Annotated in this window: 23 protein-coding genes; 2 read left to right on the top strand and 21 right to left on the bottom strand. The window is 35.0% G+C overall.

All coding sequences use genetic code 11. The features are described from left to right. Positions 1–9: 9 nt before the first annotated feature. The 4 genes from AC57AW_RS06700 to AC57AW_RS06685 all read right to left on the bottom strand — a co-directional run bounded on the left by AC57AW_RS06700 (position 10) and on the right by AC57AW_RS06685 (position 4,563). Positions 10–1,026, bottom strand: a complete 1,017-nt coding sequence (locus AC57AW_RS06700; RefSeq protein ID WP_496351280.1) for a DUF4421 family protein — start codon at positions 1,024–1,026, stop codon at positions 10–12. A 217-nt stretch (positions 1,027–1,243) separates the two neighbouring features. Next, positions 1,244–3,277 (bottom strand): ferrous iron transport protein B, encoded by a 2,034-nt coding sequence (feoB, locus tag AC57AW_RS06695; protein WP_318847704.1) that lies wholly within the window; start codon positions 3,275–3,277, stop codon positions 1,244–1,246. After that, on the bottom strand, positions 3,277–3,531 hold the full coding sequence (locus tag AC57AW_RS06690; protein ID WP_496351279.1) for a FeoA family protein: 255 nt from the start codon (positions 3,529–3,531) through the stop codon (positions 3,277–3,279). The genes feoB and AC57AW_RS06690 overlap by 1 nt, the downstream gene beginning before the upstream one ends. Positions 3,532–3,663: 132 nt before the next feature. Next, positions 3,664–4,563 (bottom strand): GLPGLI family protein, encoded by a 900-nt coding sequence (locus AC57AW_RS06685; RefSeq protein ID WP_318847702.1) that lies wholly within the window; start codon positions 4,561–4,563, stop codon positions 3,664–3,666. Positions 4,564–4,745: 182 nt separating this feature from the next. Here AC57AW_RS06685 and AC57AW_RS06680 point away from each other — a divergent pair, with 182 nt between their 5' ends. After that, complete coding sequence (locus tag AC57AW_RS06680) at positions 4,746–5,243, top strand: DinB family protein (RefSeq protein WP_496351278.1); 498 nt, start codon at positions 4,746–4,748, stop codon at positions 5,241–5,243. 51 nt (positions 5,244–5,294) lie between these two features. Here AC57AW_RS06680 and AC57AW_RS06675 read toward each other — a convergent pair whose 3' ends face one another. From AC57AW_RS06675 to AC57AW_RS06605, 15 genes are all read right to left on the bottom strand, one after another. Further along, positions 5,295–7,997, bottom strand: coding sequence for a carboxypeptidase-like regulatory domain-containing protein (locus AC57AW_RS06675; protein ID WP_496351277.1), 2,703 nt, complete (start codon positions 7,995–7,997; stop codon positions 5,295–5,297). A 454-nt stretch (positions 7,998–8,451) separates the two neighbouring features. After that, entirely contained in the window at positions 8,452–9,240 is a 789-nt protein-coding gene (locus AC57AW_RS06670; RefSeq protein ID WP_496351276.1) for a T9SS type A sorting domain-containing protein, read from the bottom strand. A 99-nt stretch (positions 9,241–9,339) separates the two neighbouring features. After that, positions 9,340–11,064, bottom strand: a complete 1,725-nt coding sequence (locus tag AC57AW_RS06665) for a M14 family metallopeptidase (protein ID WP_496351275.1) — start codon at positions 11,062–11,064, stop codon at positions 9,340–9,342. Positions 11,065–11,216: 152 nt separating this feature from the next. After that, positions 11,217–11,945 carry a metallophosphoesterase family protein gene (locus tag AC57AW_RS06660; RefSeq protein ID WP_496351274.1) on the bottom strand — a complete coding sequence of 243 codons (729 nt, stop codon included), beginning with the start codon at positions 11,943–11,945 and terminating at the stop codon, positions 11,217–11,219. 1 nt (position 11,946) lies between these two features. After that, positions 11,947–12,489 (bottom strand): RNA 2'-phosphotransferase, encoded by a 543-nt coding sequence (locus AC57AW_RS06655; protein ID WP_496351273.1) that lies wholly within the window; start codon positions 12,487–12,489, stop codon positions 11,947–11,949. A 10-nt stretch (positions 12,490–12,499) separates the two neighbouring features. Then, complete coding sequence (locus AC57AW_RS06650; protein ID WP_496351272.1) at positions 12,500–13,441, bottom strand: ADP-ribosylglycohydrolase family protein; 942 nt, start codon at positions 13,439–13,441, stop codon at positions 12,500–12,502. After that, positions 13,441–14,127, bottom strand: coding sequence for an SIR2 family NAD-dependent protein deacylase (locus AC57AW_RS06645; protein ID WP_496351271.1), 687 nt, complete (start codon positions 14,125–14,127; stop codon positions 13,441–13,443). Before AC57AW_RS06645 ends, AC57AW_RS06650 begins: the two co-directional genes overlap by 1 nt. A gap of 7 nt (positions 14,128–14,134) precedes the next feature. Next, on the bottom strand, positions 14,135–15,997 hold the full coding sequence (locus AC57AW_RS06640) for a tetratricopeptide repeat protein (RefSeq protein WP_496351270.1): 1,863 nt from the start codon (positions 15,995–15,997) through the stop codon (positions 14,135–14,137). Between the two features lie 11 nt (positions 15,998–16,008). Next, positions 16,009–16,479 carry a macro domain-containing protein gene (locus tag AC57AW_RS06635; protein ID WP_496351269.1) on the bottom strand — a complete coding sequence of 157 codons (471 nt, stop codon included), beginning with the start codon at positions 16,477–16,479 and terminating at the stop codon, positions 16,009–16,011. Positions 16,480–16,552: 73 nt separating this feature from the next. Continuing rightward, positions 16,553–17,623, bottom strand: coding sequence for an adenylosuccinate synthetase (locus AC57AW_RS06630; RefSeq protein ID WP_496351268.1), 1,071 nt, complete (start codon positions 17,621–17,623; stop codon positions 16,553–16,555). 73 nt (positions 17,624–17,696) lie between these two features. Next, positions 17,697–18,551: a hypothetical protein gene (locus AC57AW_RS06625; RefSeq protein WP_496351267.1), complete on the bottom strand. Its 855-nt coding sequence runs from the start codon at positions 18,549–18,551 to the stop codon at positions 17,697–17,699. Between the two features lie 2 nt (positions 18,552–18,553). Beyond that, positions 18,554–18,889 (bottom strand): hypothetical protein, encoded by a 336-nt coding sequence (locus tag AC57AW_RS06620; RefSeq protein ID WP_496351266.1) that lies wholly within the window; start codon positions 18,887–18,889, stop codon positions 18,554–18,556. A gap of 77 nt (positions 18,890–18,966) precedes the next feature. Further along, positions 18,967–19,515, bottom strand: a complete 549-nt coding sequence (locus tag AC57AW_RS06615; protein ID WP_496351265.1) for a 2OG-Fe(II) oxygenase — start codon at positions 19,513–19,515, stop codon at positions 18,967–18,969. Between the two features lie 29 nt (positions 19,516–19,544). Next, entirely contained in the window at positions 19,545–20,087 is a 543-nt protein-coding gene (gene ybiA, locus AC57AW_RS06610; protein ID WP_496351264.1) for a riboflavin biosynthesis intermediates N-glycosidase, read from the bottom strand. A gap of 321 nt (positions 20,088–20,408) precedes the next feature. Further along, positions 20,409–21,104 carry an NUDIX hydrolase gene (locus AC57AW_RS06605; RefSeq protein ID WP_496351263.1) on the bottom strand — a complete coding sequence of 232 codons (696 nt, stop codon included), beginning with the start codon at positions 21,102–21,104 and terminating at the stop codon, positions 20,409–20,411. Positions 21,105–21,227: 123 nt separating this feature from the next. Here AC57AW_RS06605 and AC57AW_RS06600 point away from each other — a divergent pair, with 123 nt between their 5' ends. Further along, positions 21,228–21,872: a DUF1579 domain-containing protein gene (locus AC57AW_RS06600; RefSeq protein WP_496351262.1), complete on the top strand. Its 645-nt coding sequence runs from the start codon at positions 21,228–21,230 to the stop codon at positions 21,870–21,872. A 50-nt stretch (positions 21,873–21,922) separates the two neighbouring features. Here the strand turns inward: AC57AW_RS06600 and lepA are convergent, their stop codons facing one another. Both lepA and AC57AW_RS06590 read right to left on the bottom strand, forming a co-directional pair. Beyond that, the gene (lepA, locus tag AC57AW_RS06595) at positions 21,923–23,719 is read right to left on the bottom strand and encodes a translation elongation factor 4 (RefSeq protein WP_318847680.1); all 1,797 of its coding nucleotides are present in this window, start codon (positions 23,717–23,719) and stop codon (positions 21,923–21,925) included. Positions 23,720–23,849: 130 nt separating this feature from the next. Next, complete coding sequence (locus AC57AW_RS06590; protein WP_496351261.1) at positions 23,850–24,887, bottom strand: hypothetical protein; 1,038 nt, start codon at positions 24,885–24,887, stop codon at positions 23,850–23,852. Positions 24,888–24,895: the final 8 nt, after the last annotated feature.

The raw sequence follows: 24,895 nt of genomic DNA, 5'->3' as shown, positions 1-24,895 counted from the left end.
CCTTTCAACTTATAGAACGGGGATCTTTTTTTGGATTTTATTGTAGGTATTTTTTACAACTTTCGGTGGTGCAAAACGATAACCTATGTATAACAAACCATATAGGTTATTATTTTCTACCGTCTGGTTATTTTTCTGGTCGTAGGCATGTGTATTAAAATTCATTTTACCTCCAAATAAAAACCGATCTGTATTATATCCAATATGAAGCCCACCCTGCATTCTTATGGTTGCATACTGGGCATTTTCTTTGGCTCCTCCATTCTGAAAATCTCTGTAGCTGGAGAATTTTCCTCCGATTCCAGCTGCCAGATAAGGTGAGATATTGACATTCTTACCAATTACCCAATTATAGAAATATCCGATATTCCCCCCAATATTATATTGTGTCTCCTTGCTTTTTATACCATCAATTTTATTTCTGAAAATAGTAAGGTCATAGTCCACAAAAGGAACCCAGCTTCCGCTGCTTTTATACTGCCATTCTCCCTGCGTGTAGATACTTCTTGCTGAAAAGTTTTTATTGAGAATATAGGAGGTAGATCCGCCAAAGGTTTGTACCCTTAAATCAGGAAACTGAATATAAGGATCTCTTCCTTCCTGCCATTCGGGGGATAGGTCTTTCATATTTTCAACATAAAAACCACTTACATTTTTATAATAAACATTCTGAATAAATCTTCCGGGAAATAACCTGAAACTAAAATCGGTATATGAACTTTCCCCCTTCATGTCATCATCATTATTTCCATCTAAAAATCTGGGAGCAAATGATACTGTCGCACTTATAATTCTATAATCGACTGAAAATGATGTTTTGGTTTTATTGTTGATTGACAGGTCCATCTTGAAGGCATTCTTACCTTCTCCTGATGAAAAAACATAGTTCTCGATATTGGTATCAAGATTCACACGAATCATTACCTGGTCTGCATAAGACTTGGTATTTGTAGTATCTGATTGTGCTTTCCCGTGAACGGTAAATAACGAAAATAGTACGAGTGATCCTGTTTTTAAGAAATTCAAATTAATAATTTACATTAGAAAAATGAAATTACTACATTTTTTTCAATTATCTATTGAACGTAATGTTAAGAACACCCGCAATCTTTATCGCAGTTCGTTCTTTTGGAGCTGAATTTCTTGGGTGCGAAATTCTTTTTAAGTACTTTAAATAAAGAGTAACAGGCGAATGCTACAATTAATAGGATAAGTACGTATTGAAAAATTAATGATAAGTCCATTACTTTAAAATCTGATATGCTATCATCGACACAAAATATGCCAAACCTGTCATCATCACCACCTGAAAGCCAGTCCATTTCCAGCTTTTGGTTTCTCTGTAGACTACTGCAAGTGTAGAAACACACTGCATTGCAAATGCATAGAAAAGAAGAACAGAAATTCCGGTTGCAAAACTGAAGACTTTTTCTCCGTTTGGCTTTACATCTCTTCTCATTTTATCAATTACTTTTACTTCCGGAGCATCATCCTCCAAACTGTAAAGTGTAGACATTGTTCCCACGAACACTTCTCTTGCCACAAAACTTGTAAGAATTCCAACTCCCATTTTCCAGTCGTAGCCCAGTGGGGCAATAACAGGTTCTATTCCTTTACCCATTTTGGCAAGGTAAGAATGGTCAAGATGAACGTCTGTAGCAACCAATTCATTTGTTTTCTGGCTTGGTCCGAAATAGCTCAGAAACCAGATGATAACACTTACAATAAAAATGATTTTTCCGGCTCCTGTAATGAAGTCCCATACTTTCCCTAAAACCATTTTAAAGTCATAACCGAAAAGTGGTTTTTTATAGGCCGGAAGGTCCATTACCAGGTATGTTTTTCCTTTACTTTTAATAAATCTTTTAAGGATCGCTGCTGAGAATAAAGCAACCAGGAAGCCAAGAAGATACATCCCCATCAGAACCAGTGCTTTATATTTTATTCCTAAAAATGTTCCTTCTGAGATAATCAGTCCGATAATAATACTGTATACCGGAAGTCTCGCTGAACAAGTCATAAATGGTGTTACCAATATCGTCAGCAATCTTTCTTTCAAATTTTCAATATTCCTGGTGGAGATTACCGCAGGAATAGCACAGGCCGTTCCTGAGACAAGAGGAACAATACTTTTTCCATTTAGCCCGAACGGACGAAGCAATCTGTCCATCAGGAATACAACTCTTGCCATATATCCTGAGTCTTCCAGCAGATAAAGGAAATACAACAGGATTCCGATCTGTGGTGCAAAAACAACAATTCCTCCGATTCCCGGAACAATTCCGTTTGAAATAAGAGAATTAATAGGCCCTTCGGGAAGGTGCTCACCTGTAAATGCTGCCAGCCATGAGAAAGTACTTTCAATCCAGTTCATTGGATATTCTGCAAGGAAGAAAACACTTTGGAAAATAACCAACAGAATGGCTAAAAAGACTACATAACCCCAGAATTTATGTACTAAAACTTTATCCAGTTTTTCGGTTAATAATTCTTTGAATTGTGCTTTTTTAGAAATTACATCTTCCAGTATTCTGTCTACATTCTGATACCTTCTTACAGTTTCCTGCACCTGCAATCTTTTTGGAACCAGGCTTTTTGTATCAGCCTCATTCAGCTGTTCCATTACAGAACTTATTCTGCCAAGGTCTGTTCCCAGTGAAAGGCTCATCCAGGCTTTGTATTCATTATCGAAACCTTTGTGTGCTGCCAGTTTCTGAATAAAATCTCTATGTTCGTTCGGGGTTTCAAAAGAAACCTGATCTGTTTTTACAAATTCATTGTTGTAAACAGCTTCTCTTACTTCTTCAATCCCGATCTGCTCCTTAGCATTGGTCTGGATAATTTTAATCCCTAATGCTTCGGAAAATTTTTGAATATCGATGGTGATCCCTCTTCTTTCCGCCTGATCAATCTGATTAACAATCAAAATCATTGGAATCCCCAGGTCCTGAATCTGCTGAAACAAAAGCAGTCCTCTTTTTAAACTTAATGCTTCAAGAATATAAACAACCCCTGCATAGTTTTTCTGCTCGTCAATAAGGTATTTGGAAAAAATAGCTTCATCTTCTGAGCTTGGATATACGCTGTAAGAACCCGGAAGGTCAATCACCTCAACATCCTGGTCTTTATACGTATAGTTCCCGGAATGGCTTGCAACGGTAACGCCGGCATAGTTTCCGGTCTTCTGCTTTTTGTTGCAAAGCGTATTGAAAACCGTTGACTTTCCTACATTAGGATTTCCGACTAAAAGTATCTGTTTTTTCTTGTTTTCCTGCATTAATTCAATTCTTCAACAATGATGTAATCTCCTTCTTCCTCACGAAGAGCAATCCGGCTTTTTTCTGCTCCAAATTCTACATACATGGGCCCATTGAACGGAGCCTGATACAAAATCCTGAATGTGGTTTCCGGAAGAAGCCCCATTTCAATGATTTTATTGGGCATTCTAAGATGGTCATTATCATACCCCAATATCTTCCCCATTTTGTTTTTAGGGAATCCACTTAATTTATGTAATCCTTTCTCTTTCAAAGCCTAATTTTTAGTCCTGCAAATATACGCTATTTAAATTTAATCTAAATAACGTTTAACATAAAAGAAATCAACCCAAACACATTGCTGTATCCGGGTTGATTCAAAATATAATTTAGTTGATATGAATGCTTATTTTTTCTTCTTGTCAGAGGCTTGATCTTTCTCTATTGGATTGTTATTGGATCCGAAGAAGTCTTTCACTTGTTTTTCCATTCTCTTCATAAAATCTCCAATCGTTCCATCTGTACCCGGCATTGGCTTACTCATTGTTTCAGCAGTCATATACGGGCGTGATTCTGCAAAAGGATCTGCCTTAAAGGCATCATATGATTTTTGAAATTTTTCTTTAGTTGTCGGAGTTATAGAATTACTGGACATTCCCATTTTAGCATTAATCTTATCTGCATAAGAAACCTCGTCATAGTTCTCTATTTTTTTGTTTCCACTTAGCTGCCAAGAATAATTTTTATCAGCATCTTCTACTTTTACAATTAAACCTGGTAAGCCATAGAATTTATATGGTCCGTCCTGAAAAGGAATGTCAGAACTAAACCATGCAGTCCATGTTCTTCCTCCAAACTCTGTAGTCGCTTTTTGGGTATTATAAGTTCCTATTTTTTGTTTTTCAGGTAAAATATTCCACTGTAATTTTATATCATCATCATAAGAGAAAAAATTTCTGCTGATCTTGTCAACATACTGCATTTTCATTTCAGGATAGTTTTTGATAATTTTATAGGAAAATTTAGGCCATCTTATCATCTTACTCATGTCCTTGAAGGTCTTGGTTTTCTCCATCTCTTCTACCTGAACTTTAATGATAGAGTCCTGCGCGGGCATTGTGTAATCCTGATATATTGATTTTTTAGGAGTAATATCCAAAATTGTAATCACTTTATCCAATCTTGCCGAATCTTTCTTCGGTTTAAAAGTCAGTTCATAAAAGAAACGGTTAGCTGTCTCTTTTGATTCCTGAGCTCCTGCAAATGCAAAGAGAGCAATAAGAAATACGGAGAATAACTTTTTCATTATAACAAGTTTTATATAATTAGTAATCACATGTCTTCTTTTGTTACAGTTTTTTTTAGTTTTTTTTTAAAAAGACATGTCTGTGGAGTCGGTTTGCGGAGGAGGAGAAAAAAATTATGATTCTCTTAAAACATTTTCATTTTCAAAACACCTACCTTTAAGTTTCTAAAAAACAAAATATTATGGACACTTTATCTCAATTAAAATCTGAACTGGAGGGTGAATTCCAAACCACAAAAAAGTTTATTCAATTATTTCCCGAAGGAAAAAATGACTTCGCTCCCCATGAAAAAAGCATGAAAATGATGCCTCTTGCCACCCATCTTGTAGAAGTTTTTGAATGGCCGAATACTATTTTGAAAACTTCTGAACTGGATTTCGGTAAAGGCGACTACAAACCTACAGTTCTTTCAACAAAAGAAGATCTTATGAAAAAACTGGAGGATGATTATCAATCAGCAAAAACGGCACTGGAAAACAGTACTGAAGACGATCTAAATCCCAGCTGGACTATTAAAAATGACGGCCATGAGTTGGCAAGCTGGAGTAAGTATGGAGCAATTCGACATGCTTTAAATCAAATCACTCATCACAGAGCACAATTGGGAGTATATTACAGACTGAACAATATTCCTTTGCCGGGAAGCTATGGGCCTTCAGCAGACCAGCAAAGCTTTTAATACATCATTATATCTCAACAAAAAACCAATCCTGTAAGATTGGTTTTTATTTTATTTAAAGTTGAATTTTACGGTAAACATTACCTGACTAGGGCGAAGCTGATATCTCGTATACTTAATATTTATAGTATTAATATCATAGGTTTCAAAAACTTTTTTGTTCGCGATATTCATCCATTTCAATTCAAAATCAATTTTCTTTTTGGTCCAAGTAAACTGATATGACACGTCATAGAATCCATTATGATATTTTTGACCTGCTGCATTTGTATTTACCTGATCCCAATTGAATCCAACAGTGTGACTTTCCATAGGATAGAAGAAAACCCCTAGATTATGAGTAAATCCTGTTCTTGAAGCATTAGAGTTTAATTCTCCAACACTTGTTTGTTTTGTTCTAGTAAGACTTGCATTATAATCAACACTCATCCAACTGAAATAAGTATTATTGAATTTAATTCCAAATGACTGGCCATTGTTTTTATTGGTATAGGATTTATTATTCAAAAAGGCATCAGATTCTGTCGTATTATTACTATAGCTAAGAGATGCGTTCGTTTTAAACTTTGGAAAATATTTTCCAACTTCTACACTATATCCATTATTTAATACATGATTGTCCTGTTCTTTATATTTCATTATGGTATATCCTCCTCCATTGATCTCCGGATTTGAAATTAAGTTTCTCTTTGCATCAGAATATCTGTAATTAACATTGAAGAATAAATTATTTAATGGATTTCTATATTCTATTCTTGTCCCTGCAGATTTATTGTTATTCTGTGGAATTGGGTTATTTACATCCATTGCATTAATTCCTTCAGGTGAAGTCATTAAGAACCCTGAATATGCTGTATTTATTTCTCCAAAATTATTATTAATATTAGCATTTACGGATGCTTTCCAGAATGATGCAAATGAATATTGAGCAAAAATATTTGGTTCAAAAGTTACTCTGTTTACCGATTTTGAAACGAGTCTTAATGGATCTTCCGCTTTAATATTGTTTGAATTCACTGGAAGATTCGCATATATCATCCATGATTCACTTTTATAATTTATCCCTAAGCTTCCGTATGGTGTAGCCGTGGTGTAATTTAAATCATTACTATATGCCGAAGGTTGGGGATCTTTAATATTAGGATTGGTAGATGGAATCGCTTTTACATTTGACAAATCTGACATCATCCCTGTACTTTTGAAATTAAATCCAACTTCAGGAGTAAACGTCCATCCTTTGGTAGAAAAACCAATATTAACAGAATGATTAGCCTCAAAAGTCTTAAGTCTTAAACTTTGTGTAGCAAATTCTGTATTAGGCACTGGTTTAAATCCAGGGATATCCAAATAAGATGATGGAGAAACTTCCAAAGTCTGTCTATCTGTTTGGTAACTTACATAGGATAAAAGATTTACCATTTTTTCCTTCCAAGGAATAATAGTACTCAATGAGTTCTGGAATGATGTTGTAGGAGATTCAACTCCTTCATTGGCGTTTCTCTGTATACCGGTTTTTGCATCTGTTCTGTCAACAATTCCCCTGTCTGCATTCCAATATTGAGAGAAGCTTGTGGTGTTTTTAAAGAATCCTTTTTTGGCATTCTTTGTAAATATTAATTCTCCTTTTGCTTTATCTGTATAAAAATTATTCAGGATTTTTATAATATTAGAAGCTCCTCCAAAATAATCTGTCTGGCTATACGACTCTCTTTCTACGGCATTATTGGTGTAGTTTGCATTCGCTTTAAGCTCCCATTCCTTTTTCTTATCAATGTTGGTAAGATAGTTGGCAGATAAATAATGAACATTATTCATCAGATATCTTTTCACCGGAAGATTAGGGGTATCTGCATTCTCTACATTTAGCCAATCATTTTGAGAGGCATTGATTCTTTTTCCTTCAAATCTATTTCCAAATGCCAGAATATTTCCTTCATTTTCCACCTGCTCGCCCATGTTATTGGTTTTGTAATTGACTACCCACTGGCTTTTTTGTCCAAAGAACATAGGCGTCAGTTTTACATTCCAAAGCCACGGATCTCCGAATCCTGTTCCTACTTCTCCTCTACCTGTCATTGTTACGGAGTTTTTAAGCTTAATATTGATAGCGGCCTGATCTGAAGGGACTTTATCCTGCAGGATTTTTACCGGCTGGTGGTTTTCCAGTACTTCTACTTTCTGTACGGCGTCTTTCGGAAGGGAATTGTTGATGGTTCCATAACCTCCTTCCATCAAATCTTTCCCGTTGACATAGAATTTATTAATAGCATTTCCCTGATATAGAATCGTTCCGTCCTTGTTCACTTCAATTCCAGGAATTTTTTTCATAACATCAGCAAGGGTTCTGTCGTTTTTGTTATTGAAAGCTTTAAGATCGTAAGAGATGGTATCTCCTCTGGCGGTAATCATTTTTGTTTTCAGCTGAACTTCTTTAATTTCTGTAGCTTCAGACTGCATTTTGAAATTCAAATTCTGGTCACTGTTGCTGATCTGCTTGGTGAGAGGCTTCTGATTGAACGCTTTCACTTTAAGGTCCACATTGGATTCAGCGGAAGTGAATGTTACTTTATATTCTCCTTTAGAATTGGTAATTCCGTAAGCTAAAATAGCATCTTTACCAGGTTCTTCCACGGTAACACTGGCACTCGGTATTGCTACTCCGTCATCATCAGTAATCTTTCCTGAAACAGTCTTTTGTGCAAAAGTAAGCACAGTAAAGAACAGCATCAGAAATAAAGAAATATTTTTTTTCATACCTATTATTTGCTCAATTAGTTAATCATTGTCGTTTTTTGTTACACTTTTTATAAAGATGTCTTTTATATCTAAAAGTTAAATCTATATCACTACAAACATAGTTATAATTTTCTTTTTTACAAGTCTTAAAAAACTAATTGTAATTTCTTTTAAATTATTAACTATAATTAACAAAAAATCTTGCTTTTGTGGCTTTAAAGGAAGCTTTATAGATAAATCTTACCAAATTCTGTTTTCATTTATGTCATAATTTGTATTTAAGATTTACAATTTTATGATTTGTTAAAAAGTTAACCGATGAAATACCGGGATGGAAGTTTCTCTATTTCTTTAGGAGCTTGGGACAAATCATGGGTTGGAAAATAGCAGAAATCACTTTAAAAAAAGGTTTACTAAAAAAATAAAAAGACGTTTCAAATGAAACGTCTTTTTTTATTCTATTATAAAAATGCTACTTCTTAATAATTTTGTAGCCTTTTTCTGTCTCTTTATCTTTGATCTTCAGTATGTAGTTTCCTGCAGCCAGTTCACTTACATTTACAGTTCCATTTTCTGAACTCATCATTTCTTTTTTCACCAGTTTTCCATTAAAATCATAGATATTGATTTCAGATATCTTCGTTTTATTTTTGATGTATAAGATATCTTTTACCGGATTTGGATAGATGGATGCACGGCTGTTATCCGCTTTTGCATCAGAAACCGATAAGCTGTTTGCTGAAATCTGGAAATCATCTATCCCAATAAACCAGATATCTTCTGTAGTGGAATAGAAGGCAATATAGATCGTTTGACCTACATAAGGAGTCAGATCATATGTATACTGATTCCATGAAGTAGGAGGTTTTAACGCAGCAGCGAGCGTATTCGTAAGCCCTGCGACAGTGGGAGTTGTTGTTGATACTTTTATATCCACCGTTTCAGCAAGCCCGGCCCCTCTGTTTCTTGCCCAGAAAGTAAGTTTATCTGACACCCCTGCAGTCACCACTATTGCAGGACTAATGACATAATCATCATGGGCAGTACTGCCATATTCCAATCCTAGAAAATGCGTTCCTGAATGAGGAGCATTGAATGAAGAATCATAGGAATCCCAGGTTTCCCAGGTTCCGGGATCTCCTCCATTAATGACTGTCCAATCGGCAGGCATTGTTGCCGAATCAAAGCTTTGAGAATATTGTGCCAGCAGACCTATTGGTACAAAGCACAGTAATGTTACGAATTGATAAATTTGTTTCATAGTGTTTGTTTTGTATACTAATTTAATAAAAAAATAAACACATTGATTAACAAATCACTATAAAAACCAAAAAACAATCTGGATTTTTATGAAAGTATCCTATAATACCCTATAAACAGGATATTGTCTGAAAGTCTTTTCTTCAAAATAAGGGGAATGTCTGTACACCCAATCCAATTGTGCATCTCCGTCTTCAGACAGTTTTTTATCGGATGCTTTCGCTTTTTCAAAGGCTTCTTTCAGTTTTTTATCTTTTTTCAGCAGTTCAGCAGCCGTATCTTCAAAAATATAGGCCGAATAGTATTCTTTCTGGGCTAAAATTCCATCGAAGAAATTCCAGTTAAAAAAAGAGTCTAACGCCTCAGGTTCAAGAGTTTCTATGATATATTTTACACCAGGCTGATGGGTAGAAACCAGATAATCTCCGGCTGAAAACATTATATTTTTTTTTGAAGTATCAACTGTCGTTTCAAAATGCAGATAATGACCTTCATAAGGGTTTTTAACGGTTTTAAAATCTTTAATTTTATAGGATTCAACCGCCAAAGTACTGTCCTTCTGAATGGGTTTCATCTGGATATTATTCCTTTTGAATTCTTCGATTACCCTGTACTGTGAATGGGGAATTACATAATATTCAGGAATAGTAATATATCCTGTGGGTATTGCTGTAGTAAAGAGTTTTATATTTTTTGTGAAAGGTTTGTTCCTGTCATAATACAATCTGGGTTTTCCGGAAACTTCACTGGGTTTATATTTTCCCTCATAACCTTTAAAATCCATTGTAGAGAACTTGGTGGAGTCTATTTTCCAACGAATACCGTATTGTTTTCCTGCCTGATATTGTTTTAAATTTTCAATGCGAAGCTGTTTTATAGTACGATAATCTTTGTCTAAATTCTGCAGATTGACCAGCATATATTTGTAAGTAGCATCTACTCTTTTGTCATAAGGCTTCAGCATATGGGTTTCTGGAACGGTTCCTAAAGAATTGAAAAGGGAAGTATATCCTGTGGAATATCTCGGAGAGTCTTCAAATGAAGCAAAACCTACTTCTGGAACATCTCCGTGGATGTTTACGTAAGGTGTACTTTCATAACCCAGCTTCTTCATATCTTCAAGATTCTTAGCCTGATAATCATTATAGAAATAGGTTCCCAAAGCATTTCCAAGGCGTTCTTTAAAGGTAGAAATATAGGTGAATGTATATTGATAATCAGCACCGTTACTGACATGGTTATCAATGAAAACGTCCGGCTTTAACCATTGGTAGATCTCCTGGAAACTTCTGGCATTTTTAGAATCTGCTTTTATAAAATCTCTGTTCAGATCGTAATTCCTAGCATTTCCTCTGAAACCATATTGTTCAGGTCCGTTTTGATTGGCTCTGGAGTAAGAACCTCTATTTAGCATTCCACTCACATTATATGCGGAAATAGCAGCAATGATAAAATTCTGTGGAGTTTTAATCTTTTTGGTGGCAAGATCTCTCATCAGCATCATGGTTGCGTCTATTCCGTCCGGTTCTCCCGGGTGAATGCCATTGTTGACGAAGAGAATGGCTTTATCTTTTCTTACTATTTCAAGGTCTTTTTCAGGAAATGGGTTATAAACGACTACATACATAGGTTTTCCATTATCATCTTCTCCTTTTTTAAGGTATTGAATCGTATTGAAGTTTTTAGCCAGATCCTGATAATAGCCGTTCATTTCATCATAGGTAACGGTTTGGTTGCCATTTCCTTTTTCAAAAGGGGTCTGAAATGATTTTTGAGCAAAAAATAAGGTAGAACTCAGGGTGAATAAAAGATATTTCAGTTTCATTGAAGTCATATTTTCAGACTTTAAAATTAATCATCTTTTATGAAAGGGAGAATAAAGGAAGTGGCGAAATTATTTTTAAAATAGAAACCTCACAGGTTTTGAACATCTGTGAGGTTTATTTACTGATCCAAAATTTATTTGAATATACTTCATCAGTTTCTTCCTTTTTCATTTGGGTATAAAGATGGAAGCGGGTCGCTTTGCCAAAATTCTTTGGAATCGATATCCATGATGGACAAAGATCCGGTATAGGCAGCTCCGGTATCCATATTCCAGATATTAGCTTTGTTGGCCGGCGTAGTAATTCCAATATCAAGTGTGGGAGTATGTCCGATAAATATTTCTTTATACAAAAGCAGTCTTTTGGGATACAATGCTGAATTCTTTTCCAGCTTTTTATCCATTGCTACAGCAGTTTCCCAAAGAGTTCTGTCCCAACGGTAATTGCTGGAATAGACTTCTCTTTCAGGGCCGTGCATGGAAGCATAGCCCGCATGAATAAACAGGCGGTTCTGATCATCAATGTGATAATTTTTCATCCTTTGAAAGAATTCCAGGTGAGTATCCAGATCTTCTGGGAGATAGTCTGCATAACTTTCTACAGTACTTTTTCCGCCATTGAAAAGCCATACATCAGGATTTTGCCCGAACGCCAGCCAATCTTCACACCATGCATCATGATTTCCTTTAATGAAAATACATTCCTGGCGTTCAGAAATTTCCATTAAAAACTTAATGATTTGGGAAGATTCGCTCCAGCCGTCTACATAATCCCCGAGGAAAATCAGCTGATCATTTTGCGTGACTTCAGCTCGTTCAAGAACTTGCTGCAAAGCTTTAAATCCTCCGTGAATGTCTCCTATTACTAATGTTCTTTTCATTTTACTTAGAAATGTATTTTGCATCTACAAAATCTGTCAGCCATACCCCGTTTGCAGATTGATAGAAAGAGAGTCCATCCTGATGCATTGTTCCGGTTCTGATGGTAAGAATCACAGGTTTGCCGTGCCTCATCCCGACCTTTGTAGCAGTCTCTTTATCAGCGCTTAAGTGCACATGCTGACGGGTTCTTTTTTCAATTCCTTTTTCTAAAATTGAAGAAATATTAGCTTCTGCTGTACCGTGATAAAGAAATTCAGGTGGCTGCTTTGTTTCCAAAGCCAGATCAACATCAATAGAATGTCCCTGACTTGCCCTGATCATGGTTTTATCTTCGTTAAAGGCAAAACGTTTTTTATTATTGGTTTCTACTACCTCATCCAATTCTTCGGGAGTAAAATATATTCTCTTTTTGGCTGATTTTCCTCTCAGTTCTTCTATATCTGCCCATCCGTTTTCATCCAGCGAAAGTCCGATGCTTTCTGGCTGATGTCGTAAAATCAGGCTTAAAAATTTACTTATTTTTTTCTTTTCTATTTCGTTCATGGTTTGTGTTTTAATTCATTAATTTTTGGTGTAATTTCTCGCACAATTCTTCAATATCATCCTTTCTCACCAGCTCAGAAATCCATTCTTCAGGAATATTTTCATATCCATAATAAATTCCTGCAATTCCTCCGGTAATAGCTCCTGTTGTATCTGTATCTTCTCCGAGGTTAACCGCTTTTAAAACGGCTTCTGCATAACTTTCTGAGTTTAAAAAACACCATAAAGAGGCTTCCAGACTGTGAAGGACATAACCTCCACTTTTGATTTCATCTTCGGGATATCCGGAAATATCATTTTTTAAAATTTTATGAAAAAGTTCAATTTCATTTGGGTTAAACCATTGTTTTTCTGCATATTTCAATGCAACTTCCTGTGTATGCATATAAGCCTCTTTTTTGTTCTTTCCTTTCAACAATTGAATGGCAAAAAGTACATAGATGAAACATGCAAAAACAGACCGGAAATGACCATGTGTTATTGCTGAGACTTCTTTTACTGTAAGATAAAGCTTTTGAATGTCATTTTCATTTTCAAGATAAAAAGCAAGAGGAAGAATCCTCATCAGAGAACCATTTCCGTTGTCTTCTTCAAAAATATTTCCTGAAAACTTGGCACTCTCCCCTTTAATTAATCTCGCCAAGGCATGTCTTGTCGTACCTCCTATATCGAAAAGTCTTCCGTGAGCAGTCCAGTGACCATATTTATTCCATTTTACAAAGCTTTGTCCAATCTTTTCAAGATCGTAACCTTTTGCAAGTTCTTCGGCAAGACAAAGGGTTAGAGAACTGTCATCACTCCAGGTTCCTTTGGGTTGATTCCATGACATGTATTCCAGCATTTTTGTTACTGGATTTTTTTTAAGGTCTTCTCTTTTTTTAAATTCCACTGGAACACCAAGAGCATCACCTATGCAAACGCCCATTATTCCGGCTTTTACTTTATTTTCCATCAGGCAAGATTTACCAGTTTATCAAACAACAGTTTCATTCCCTGAGTTGCTGTTTCTTTCATGACAACCGCTCTCTGGCCGTATCCAAATCCTGTTTCATTAGGGTTGATAACAATTAAAAGGCAGTCGTCTTTGATATCATGAATCAGACCAGCAGCCGGATATACCTGCAAAGAAGTTCCGATGACCAGTAAAATATCCGATTTTTTGACAATTTCCTGTGCCGTCTGATACAAAGGTACATCTTCTCCAAACCAAACGATAAATGGCCTTAATTGCGCTCCATCTTCTGCTTTATCTCCGATATTGATGTCCTCTTTTTGATCATAAATCAGGGCTTTATTGTTGCATGAGCATGATTTGAATAATTCTCCATGAATATGAAGGATATTGTTAGATCCAGCTCTTTCGTGAAGGTCATCAATATTCTGGGTAATAATCTGAACATCGAAATGTTTTTCCAGCTCTGCCAATAAATGATGAGCTTCGTTGGGCTGTACTTCATGAAGTTGGCGCCTTCTCTGGTTGTAAAATTCCAGAACTAAGGCTCTATCTTTTCTCCACCCTTCCGGACTTGCCACGTCCGTTACATTATGATTTTCCCAAAGACCATCTCCGTCTCTGAAAGTTTTTATTCCGCTTTCGGCACTGATTCCTGCGCCGCTTAATATGGTTAGTTTTTTCATTGGTTTATTATTTATATGGCAGGTGAGAAATATGAATCTCGGGTTCATATCCATCATTTTCCATTGAATAATGAAATACAGAAGCCCATTCATCCGATTTCTCAACTTTTGGTCCTAATGTAATTTTTGTTATACATCCTTTCAAAGAAGCTAATTCAATATAAACTTTTGGTTGACCTATACTATCAATTTTTTTTTCAAAGCCTACTCCATTTACTACTAATCGAATTTCTTTCTCATAGGAATACTCCGAATTTTTAACTAAAAAGCTAATCTCGTTTAATAGTTCTTCAATTTCATTTATATCTTTAAAATCACCACCTTTATGATATTTAGCAATAACTAATTTCAATTTTTCCATGTAAGCATTTAAATCTTTTTCTTTTTTATCATCACTTTTCGTATCTGGAATAATAAATTTTCCTGTCTCATCAATATAGCAAACTCTATAAAATTTAAAGTCTTGATTATCTGTCAATGATAATTCATCAATACCCAAAATTTTATAAATGCTATCTGTATAATTATTAATACTAATTGTGATTGCACATCCTTTTGCTTCTTCTTGTTGTTCCTTCCCATACATCCTCCACATAGCTAGATCATTATGCTTTGTTTCAGAAACAAAACTACCAATAAATGGTTTTTGTGTAAAAATTTCATCAATTGTATCACTATTTTTAATAAAATTACTCTTAAACAAAAGATATTTAAATAATACTGTTCCTTCTGAAGTATCATTTAAAAATGCCCCTTCAGATAATCTTAGTCTGCTATTTTCTATTACTAATAATTTTGAAACTGATAAGCTAGTAAAATGAGTCACGCAACCTTCAGTATAACTCAATAATTCCTTAACCTTTGTAATAATTTCTCTAATCTCTTCATAATGTTTATTTCCTGAAATTCTATCAATTTCTTCTATCCTCGATAAAGCTCTTTTATAATAAAAATCATTTTTTTCATTTGCAGAATTAATATATCTTTTATAATCTAATAAAGCTGTCTTGTAATTTTCTGACAAAAAATAAGCTTCTGCTCTATTATAATATACTCCATCCCATCTATTATTTAACTTAATATATTTATTATAGTTTATTATTGCTTGTTTGTAATTGCCCAAATTTTTATATACATTTCCTAACCCGTTATATGGTGTAGGATTATCCGGATTTAATTTGATTGCTTTTTCATAATTTTCAATTGCTTTTTCATAATCATTAAGATTGCTATAAACATTCCCTAAGCCGTTATAACTATAGCTTTCTTCTGGATCTAATTGAATTGATTTATTATAGTTTTCAATTGCTTTTTCATAATCTTTAATATTTCCAAAAGTATTTCCTAATCCATTATATGGTGTTGAATTATATGGGTCTATTTGAATAGCTTTATTATAGTTTTCAATTGCTTTTTCATAATCATTAAGATTATTATAAACATTTCCCAATCCATTGAAACTATAAATATTATCTGGCTTTAACTGAACTGCCCTACTATAGTTTTCAATTGCTTTTTTATAATTTTTAGTTGCGACATATATATTTCCTAGTCCATTATAAGCATTATAATAATTAGGGTCTAATTCTATTACAATTTTGTATGCTTCAATTGCTTTTTCATTTTCTTCATTATCTAACAATAAATTTCCTAAGTAGTAGTTTGCTTTTATATTCTTTGGGTCTAAATCAATAACTTTTTGAACATATACCAAACATTCTTTATTTTTATTTAGGTTTCCTAATGCTCTTGCTTTTTCAAGATAGAGATTGATATCTCCTTCAATAAGTTCATCTTTTAAAAGCTTAATAACATCAGAATGTTTTTTTTCTTCGTTTAATCTCTCGGCTGTTTCTAGTAAATTAATCATATTATTATATTTTATTCAAAATCATACACATACACCTCTACATTCTTTGCAAGCAGTGTTCTTTCAATAATAGGTTCTATTTCTTCCCATTTTCCTCCTGCCAGTCCACATCCGATTCTCGGCATGTGAACGTTTGCATTGAGAGGCAAAGCTTCCTCAGCAAGCTTCAATAGACATTCTTCCACAGATTCATATCGGATAGGCGGAATATTTGACTTAGTAATGATTTTATGCTGAGCAATCATATTACAAATCCAGATCTCTTCTTCTGCCTGAACAATCTGAATTTCACCCAGATTAAAATTTTCATTGCTTTTAAACCATTCACGGTACTGTTGTTCCGGTTTCTTCCATCTTTTTGAAATAGCCGTTACAAATCCTTTTCCCCAACCTCCTATATCATTGCAGATATGAGCAATTATTTTATTTCCTTCAGCATGAGGACAAGTAGCATCTCCCTTTATATATTGTATTGTTTTCATGGTTATTTACTTTCATTCATTATCAATATTCTGCTTCTGATCTGTATAAAATTAATACTTGTATCTTCAGGATTTAAAAAATCTGCTTAAAATCTTTTGAATATGGAGAATAAGATCCATAGACCGCATCAAATTCTACATCGAGATTTTCTACCTTAAATTTCTCATCAATCTGATCCAGACAGGTAATCACAAGATTCTTTTTAACTGGGAATACATATGCTGCATCCAGTTTTAAGGCGTAATTCAGCAAGTTGTAATCTATTTCTCCAAATCTTAATTCCTTCTGATATTCATTAAATGTACAGGTTTCCTCTTCATTATTTTTCAGGTTCATTTCTTTTTCATTGCTCATCCAGCCGTTTCCATGGCGGGTTGAATAGCTTCTGGTGACATAGTACATCTCAATGTCTTCAACTTTTAAAAGCTTACAGATTTCGCAGGCATTTTTTGAAGTGGTATGAGCATAGGTCACATTGGGAAAAACGCCATGATCCATATCGAGTAAAATACCCTGGCTTCCTTCAAAAATAAGATGATTGAATGAATTCAGCCAGGTATAATCATTTATTTTCCAATCAATGCTGTCAATAGCTTCTAAAAAAGGTTGTAAAAGTTCATCAACATCTTTTTCATCTGCAAAACCATAGTAATAGGCGATTCCTCTTAACTTTTCCACCAGCATTTCTCGAGGTGCAATCAGATCTATGGCAAATAGTTTATAAGGACTTTCGTGTCTTTTCATGGTGGCTCCTATTCCTTTTCCACAGGTTCCGTGTTCCAGATTTCTTGCATTGGTTCTGTTCTGCCATACATCGAAAGGAGTGGTAACCTTTGCCAGTGGATGAATATGCAGCTCGATATTTCCATTCTTTGTTTTCAATTCTTCTCTCTCATTGAGTAGAAAAACCGGATGAACAGTGCAATGCTCTGTAAAATACGAAGGCAATCCGCGAAGAGATCCGCTGGCAAAGCTTGAATGTATATGCTTTCTATCATCAATCATCACTGTATGAGCGGCCTGCTGCCCTCCTGAAAACCGGATTACCACCGCCTCCGGATTTTGAGAAGCCAGAAAATCTGTAGTGATCCCTTTTCCTTCATCCCCAAAGCCAAGTCCTATTACTATTTGTGCCTTTTTCATGTCCTTTTATTTTTTTTAAGCTTTTGCCAACATCATTTGTGTTTTAATTTTCCTGATAGCAATTGCTCTGTTTTTAAAGCATTTTAAACTGATCTAACTCTTCTGTTCCTGTTGTTCCAAAGGTTTGGTTTTTAAACTTATCGCAGATGATTCCTTTAATAACATTCGGGATTTCTCTGTGATCTTCTATGGAGATACAATTTTGTCCTAATAATTCTCTCCATCCACTGTCTGCTCTCAGTGCCTGATCTGAATGTAAAACATTGATGTGGTATACTTCATACTTCTTTTTTACTTCTTCAAGCAATTCAAGATGAGTGTAGGTTTGCTGTCCTTTTCCCATAATTTCTTTGATGGCAGAAGCAGGAAGTATTTTCAAACAGGGTTCATCTCCCACGGTAAATAGTAATCCTTTTTGTTTTCTTTTTTCAAAGGCGTCTGTTCTGGTATGGAACGCTGCGAAATACCATGCTAACAGATAGCTTTCTCCAGCATTTCCTCCTCCTCCGGATTCAATATAAGTGCGGGTAAGCCACATATCCAGCTCTGCATCACCTGATTCAAACTGACTAACCTGAAGTGGATAACCGTCACATTCATGATCTCCTATTCCCAAGAATAACAAAGCCGGATCCGGAACACCTCCCTGGATAATTCCTCCCATCAGTTTAGGCAATCCGTCTCTGATCAGTTCATGAGGAATATGTCCCATACTCCCTGTGACATCCAATCCCAAAATAATAGGAACTGAGTTGGGGTGAACTTCTGAGTCTCTGGATTCTCTGAAAGAAATTCCGTGAGGATTCATTGATTCATGAGCCATTCTTTTGGCATTCTGGGTGAAAATTTCCCCTGCAGATTTTGTTTTGTACCCTGCTTTGCTTGCTCTGTCATAACGAGCGTCTAAATCGTATCTTGTACTTCCCATGATTAAAGTGTTTTTCCAAATAAATATTCAAATCTCTTTTGGGTTACTTCAAGCTGAATATTCAGGTTTCTGATTGTTAATGATAATTCCATGTCTTTCTGAACGAATGATTCGGGATTAAAATCCGCAAATGTCAGACTGTTCCTCTCTAAAGGACTGATGTCAATAAGCCCTTCCTGTTCCCGCTCGAGTCTTTTAATTTTTAATTCGATATCTTCAACTCTGCGTCTGTAAATCAATTCGGAATCTCCCCCGATGATCTTTGCACGGTCTTCTCTGATCTGATCATTATTTCTCTGTAATGATTTGATAAACCTTGGTTTTAATTCATCTTCCATGATCAAATATTTTTATTTGTGTTAATATTACGCTAATTAAACAAGACATGACAATGCCTTTCTTTTTTAAGAATAACTTATTCCTTAGAATACATAATATCAGTTCTTAAAACATACTTCAGTCCACTCATCAAAGTCTTTCCTTCATGTCTCAGAGGGTGATGAAAAATAAGGGCTGTTCCTTTCTTTGGTTCCACTTTAAACAGGTTTTCAAATTCTGTTTCACCTCCTTCAAAATCATCATTCAGGTAAATCATAAACGTGAAAAGACTTTTCTCTTTTTCATTTCTGACGTAACTTCCGTCTCTGTGCATTTTAAATTGCTGTCCAGGAGAATATTTATAAATCCTAAGCATTTCGTTGAAGTTAAGAAGCTGATATCCATCGTATTCCTGAGGTAAAAATTTGGATGCTTTTTTAAAAAGATCTTCAGCTATTGTTTCATCAAAGATCATCAGTCGGTCATTATTTCTGACTCCTTTATTCATCTGCTGTCTTCCAAAAACATTGATCTTTGCTTCTTCAAAAACTTTTTCCTGTGATAGGCTGATATAATGATCACATTCTGTTTCAGTCAGAAAATCTTCAATCAGAAATATCTGTGGGTGTAATTCTGTTTTTTCCATGATTTCTATTTTGTGTTGATGTTGTATTTTTACTTTCTTAATTGATCTCTTACTTCCATCAAAGCAAATCCTAAGAGATTTTCTCCGTTCCAGAGTAAAGGATTTTCCGCTCTGCTATCCGTTTCCAGCATTCCGATACCCCAGATTTTATCGTAAGGACTTGTTTCTACCAGAATTTTATCTCCAGTTGACAAAAGAAAGTCTTTAAATTTCTGATTTTGAGAGAATTTTAAAAGATTTCCTTGGGTTACAATTTCATACTTATGTTCATCCCAAAGTTTCGGATCAAAGTTTTTTACTTTTCTTCCCAAGGCTTTTGCCTGATTGGGAGTTGCTGCTTTTAAGATTTCCTCTTCTGTTTCGGGATCATTAAATAATCTTGCTTTTCCGGCCATCATATAGTGTTCTGCCGTTTTATATATGATCCCGTTTTCTTCAAATTTTCCAGGAAACCATTGGCTGAAGCATGATTTGGTTACAATATCCTTTGCCGTGTGCCCCCAGAAAAAGAGAAACTTTATCCTCTCTTTCTTCTGAAAACGTTCTTTAATATTTTGTATGGTGTATTTCATGATTGCGTTATTTCTACACAAATTTAAAATATTATCAGTCTTTGCACCAAATTTATTTGCGTTAATTTTACACTAATAAAGTTAATTAATTGATTTACAGTAATAAAACTTTAATTTTATAAAACACGAATAACCCAAATTCATATGACAAATGACACAAATCTTTAATAAACTTTGGCTAAAGCCATTGGAATATGATGATAAAAAAACGGGCTAAAGCCCATTCCTATTGAATATTGTCAATTGATATTTTATACTTTTACTCCGAAAACGTTTATAATATTTGTGCAAAGCATTTGTGAGCTTTGTGTTTAGATATAACTATTTAATTTCAAAATAAAAGCCCTGCTCTTCAAGCTCATTGTATTTTTCCTTATTGAAAGTAAAAAGCTTTCCTGGTCTGCCGCTACCTTCTTTTTTAACGTTGTTGGTCTCGTTAAGCAATCCGTAGCTCATGATTTTCTTGCGGAAGTTTCTTCTGTCAATTTCCTGTCCTACAATTGTTTTATAAAGATTTTCAAGGTCTGAAAAAGGGAATTCTTCATTGAGAAGATTGAAGCCGATCGGCTGATATTGTATTTTTGTACGAAGCCTTTTTAATGCAGTTTCAATAATTGTTTTATGATCAAATGCTACTAAAGGAAGTTTATTGACACTAAACCATTGTGCATCTTCAGCATCAGAATCTGCAAACAGTTCATGATAAGATGGGTTGACAAGGCCAAGATAAGCTACAGAAACCACTCTATTCCTCGGATCACGACCCAGATTACCAAATGTGTAGAGTTGTTCTAAAAAATCGGGTTTTATGCCTGCTTCTTCATAGAGTTCTCTTTTTACGGCATCATCTACACTTTCATCATCAAGAACAAGCCCTCCCGGAAGCGCCCAGCCTCCTTTAAAAGGTTCAATATTTCTTTTAATCAGAAGAATCTGAAGGTCTTTTTTGTCAAAATATCCGAAAATAACTGCATCTACAGCCACTTTGATATCCTGTAATTTTTTTGGAGACTCCATAAATTAATTTGCGTTACGAATACACAAAGTTACGATTTATGCTCAAATTAAAAAATAATTTCGGTTATAATAAAAGTTCCTATCTTTAAGTTATCATTCTAACCATCTTAAAATTAAATTATTATGAAAAATGCATTAACAATTCTTTCTGTTGCTTTTTTATTAACAGCTTGTGAGAAAGGAAAAACAACTACTGCCAATGTTTCCGGTAAAACCGACTCTACGGCAACAAATTCCGAATGGAAACCTGTAGATTCCGCAACAGCTATGAAAAACTGGACGGAATATGCCACTCCCGGGGAAATGCACAAAATGCTGGCTAAATCCGATGGAACATGGACCGGAGAAACTACCATGTGGATGGAAAACGGAGCAAAGCCTATGATGAGTAAATCCGAAGCAACCAATAAAATGATGTACGGCGGACGCTATCAAATCACAAACCACAAAGGCGACTTTATGGGAATGCCTTTTGAGGGAATGAGCATTGTAGGATATGACAATTCCAAAAAGAAATTTGTCAGTACATGGATAGACAATATGGGAACAGGAATCATGCATAGTGAAGGAGACTGGAATCCTTCCACAAAATCGGTCGAGTTTAAAGGAAAAATGACAGATGCTTCAAGACCCGGAAAAGAGTGTGATTTCAGAGAAGTTTTCACGTTTGTGGATGACAATACTCAAAAACTGGAAATGTACGGCCCAGATTCTAAAACAGGGAAAGAGTACAAAACCATGGAAATAAAATATTCACGTAAGAAATAAATCCATAAAAAAACCGCTTCGTGTGAAGCGGTTTTTGTTTTTATAATGAACTAATCATTCAGTTTTAATACAGCCATGAACGCGGATTGCGGTACTTCTACTCTACCAATCTGCTTCATTTTCTTTTTACCTTCTTTCTGCTTTTCCAATAGCTTACGCTTTCTGGAAATATCCCCACCATAACATTTTGCGGTAACGTCTTTTCTTAGGGCTTTAATGGTTTCTCTTGCGATTACTTTCGTCCCTAATGCAGCCTGAACAGCAATATCAAACTGTTGTCTAGGAATCAGCTCACGAAGTTTCTCACACATTCTTTTACCGATGTAATAAGCATTAGAATCGTGAATCAATGAAGATAAGGCATCTACCATATCACCATTGATCAGGATATCCATTTTTACAAGCTTGGAAGCTCTGAATCCGATTGGGTGGTAATCGAATGATGCATATCCTTTAGAGATTGATTTTAATCTGTCATAGAAGTCGAATACAACCTCAGCAAGAGGCATATTGAAAATTAACTCAACTCTTTCTGACGTCAGATAACTTTGGTTAACCATTTCTCCTCTTTTTTCGATACATAAAGTCATTACAGCTCCTACGAAATCGGATTTCGTAATGATAGAAGCCTTAATAAAAGGTTCTTCTACTCTATCCATCGTGGAAGGATCCATCATTTCAGACGGGTTGTTGATCAAGATCGGAACTTCAGGTTCTTTTTTAGTATATCCAAAATAAGAAACGTTGGGTACTGTTGTGATCACGTTCATATTGAACTCTCTGTCAAGACGTTCCTGAACAATTTCCATGTGAAGCATTCCTAAGAATCCACAACGGAAACCAAAACCAAGTGCTGCAGAACTTTCAGGCTCGAAAACCAGGGAAGCATCATTCAGTCTTAATTTTTCAAGAGAGAATCTTAATTCTTCAAAATCCTCAGAATCAATAGGGTAAATACCGGCAAATACCATTGGTTTTACTTCCTCAAATCCATCAATCGGTCCATCAGCTGGTTTTTCAAAAGAAGTAATAGTATCACCTACTTTTACTTCACGGGCATCTTTAATCCCGGAAACCAGATATCCTACATCACCACACTGAATGGTTTTCTTTGGAACCTGCTTCAGTTTTAGAGTACCTACTTCATCAGCACCATATTCTTTCCCTGTAGCAAAGAATTTGATCTTTTCATTTTTAGAAATACTTCCGTTTACAATTTTAAAATAAGCTTCAATTCCTCTGAACGGGTTGTATACAGAGTCGAATATCAAAGCCTGAAGCGGACCATCAGGATTTCCTACCGGTGCAGGAATTCTATCTACGATCTGCTCCAAAAGATGGTGAACACCTTCTCCTGTTTTTCCTGAAACTCTTAAAACATCTTCATATTCACATCCGATAAGATTCATAATCTCATCTGTTACTTCTTCAGGATTGGCAGACGGAAGGTCAATTTTATTTAGAATCGGAATGATCGTCAAATCATTTTCCAATGCCAGATACAGGTTACTGATGGTTTGTGCCTGAATACTTTGTGCAGCATCAACGATAAGAAGTGCTCCTTCACAGGCAGCAATAGAACGGGATACTTCATAAGAAAAGTCAACGTGTCCCGGTGTATCAATAAGGTTTAAAATATATTTTTCTCCTTTATACTCATAATCCATCTGGATAGCGTGCGACTTGATCGTAATCCCACGTTCTTTCTCCAAATCCATATCATCAAGCGTCTGAGACTGTAATTCTCTTTGGGTAACCGTATTCGTGTACTCCAATAGACGGTCTGCCAAGGTACTTTTACCGTGGTCGATATGAGCGATTATGCAAAAATTTCGTATGTTTTTCATTTAAGAATCTTGTAATTTGCAAAGATAAAAAAAAGCGAGAGATTATTGTCTTTCATTATCTTATTGTATGAATTTATTTAAATTTCCAATAGAAACCCTTGTTTTCTAATCAATCCATCCGGAAACATTTTTATTTTTCAAAAATATATCCTCCGGTTAAAGAATCCAGATAAACATTAGATTCCATCGTAGATCTGAAACCAACACCTTGAACAGCTCCTGCATTGGTACTGGATGAGGAATCTATGGCAGCACCAATTAATGCCCCTACCAAACCTCCTGCTAAGGCTCCTACAAATAATCCTCCAGTTTGATTGGCTGCAAAAAGATTGGTTCTTGAAGAATAAATGAAAAAACCTCTGGAATCTTTTTTTATTTCATCCATTCCTACTGGTGTTGTTTTATAAGCTTTTCCGTTTTCTACATAGCAATACATTTTAAAAAGAGAAGTTTCCTGACCATTATAATTTAACTGAACCACATTTCCTTTTTTATTTCTTTTGACGGAGTATTCAGGATCCGGCTCCTGATTATGAAACGCTTGAAAGCTGGTATAGACTCCCTCATTAAGAGCATCATTATTAAAAGCTTTGTATCCTTTGTTTAAAAATTCTTCATATCTGATGATTTCATTTTCAGGAATAAAATACCCTTGGGTAATATTGGGATAATAAGAAGCTTTGATAAATTGATTGAATATTTCAGAAATAGTATCTGCCAAGTCTTTCGACGAATGTGCAATTATTTTCGGATTAGAAACAATTACATTATTATATCTTCCAATGAAATAATATTTATCATTTCTTTTAATAAAACTTGAAAGTTTAATTCTGGCTTTTGCATAAGGAAATGTACGGTTACTATCCTGTTCTTCATAAACCTTCAGGTCTTCCAGCATCAGGACAATATCATTATTTCCAAACACTTTATTATCTTCTCTGAATCTGTTTTCAATAAATCCTTTAAGGTCGTCATTTGCAAATTTCAGTTGAACAATATCTTTTTTGTCCTGAATACTTCCTATATTTCTATCTGACCTAATATCAATAAAGGTAAGTGATTTTGTAAGCCCTTTTCTATCTTTAAGATTATCATTAAGCTCAATAAATTCTGTCTTTTGAGCTGGCCATAAAGATGAAAGCAAAAAGAAGAAAAATAATTTTTTCATTGTTAGTT

The sequence above is a fragment of the Chryseobacterium sp. BGA-UO-ETr-SB22 genome (assembly GCF_059567885.1).
This window is presented reverse-complemented; position numbering and strand designations above follow the sequence as displayed.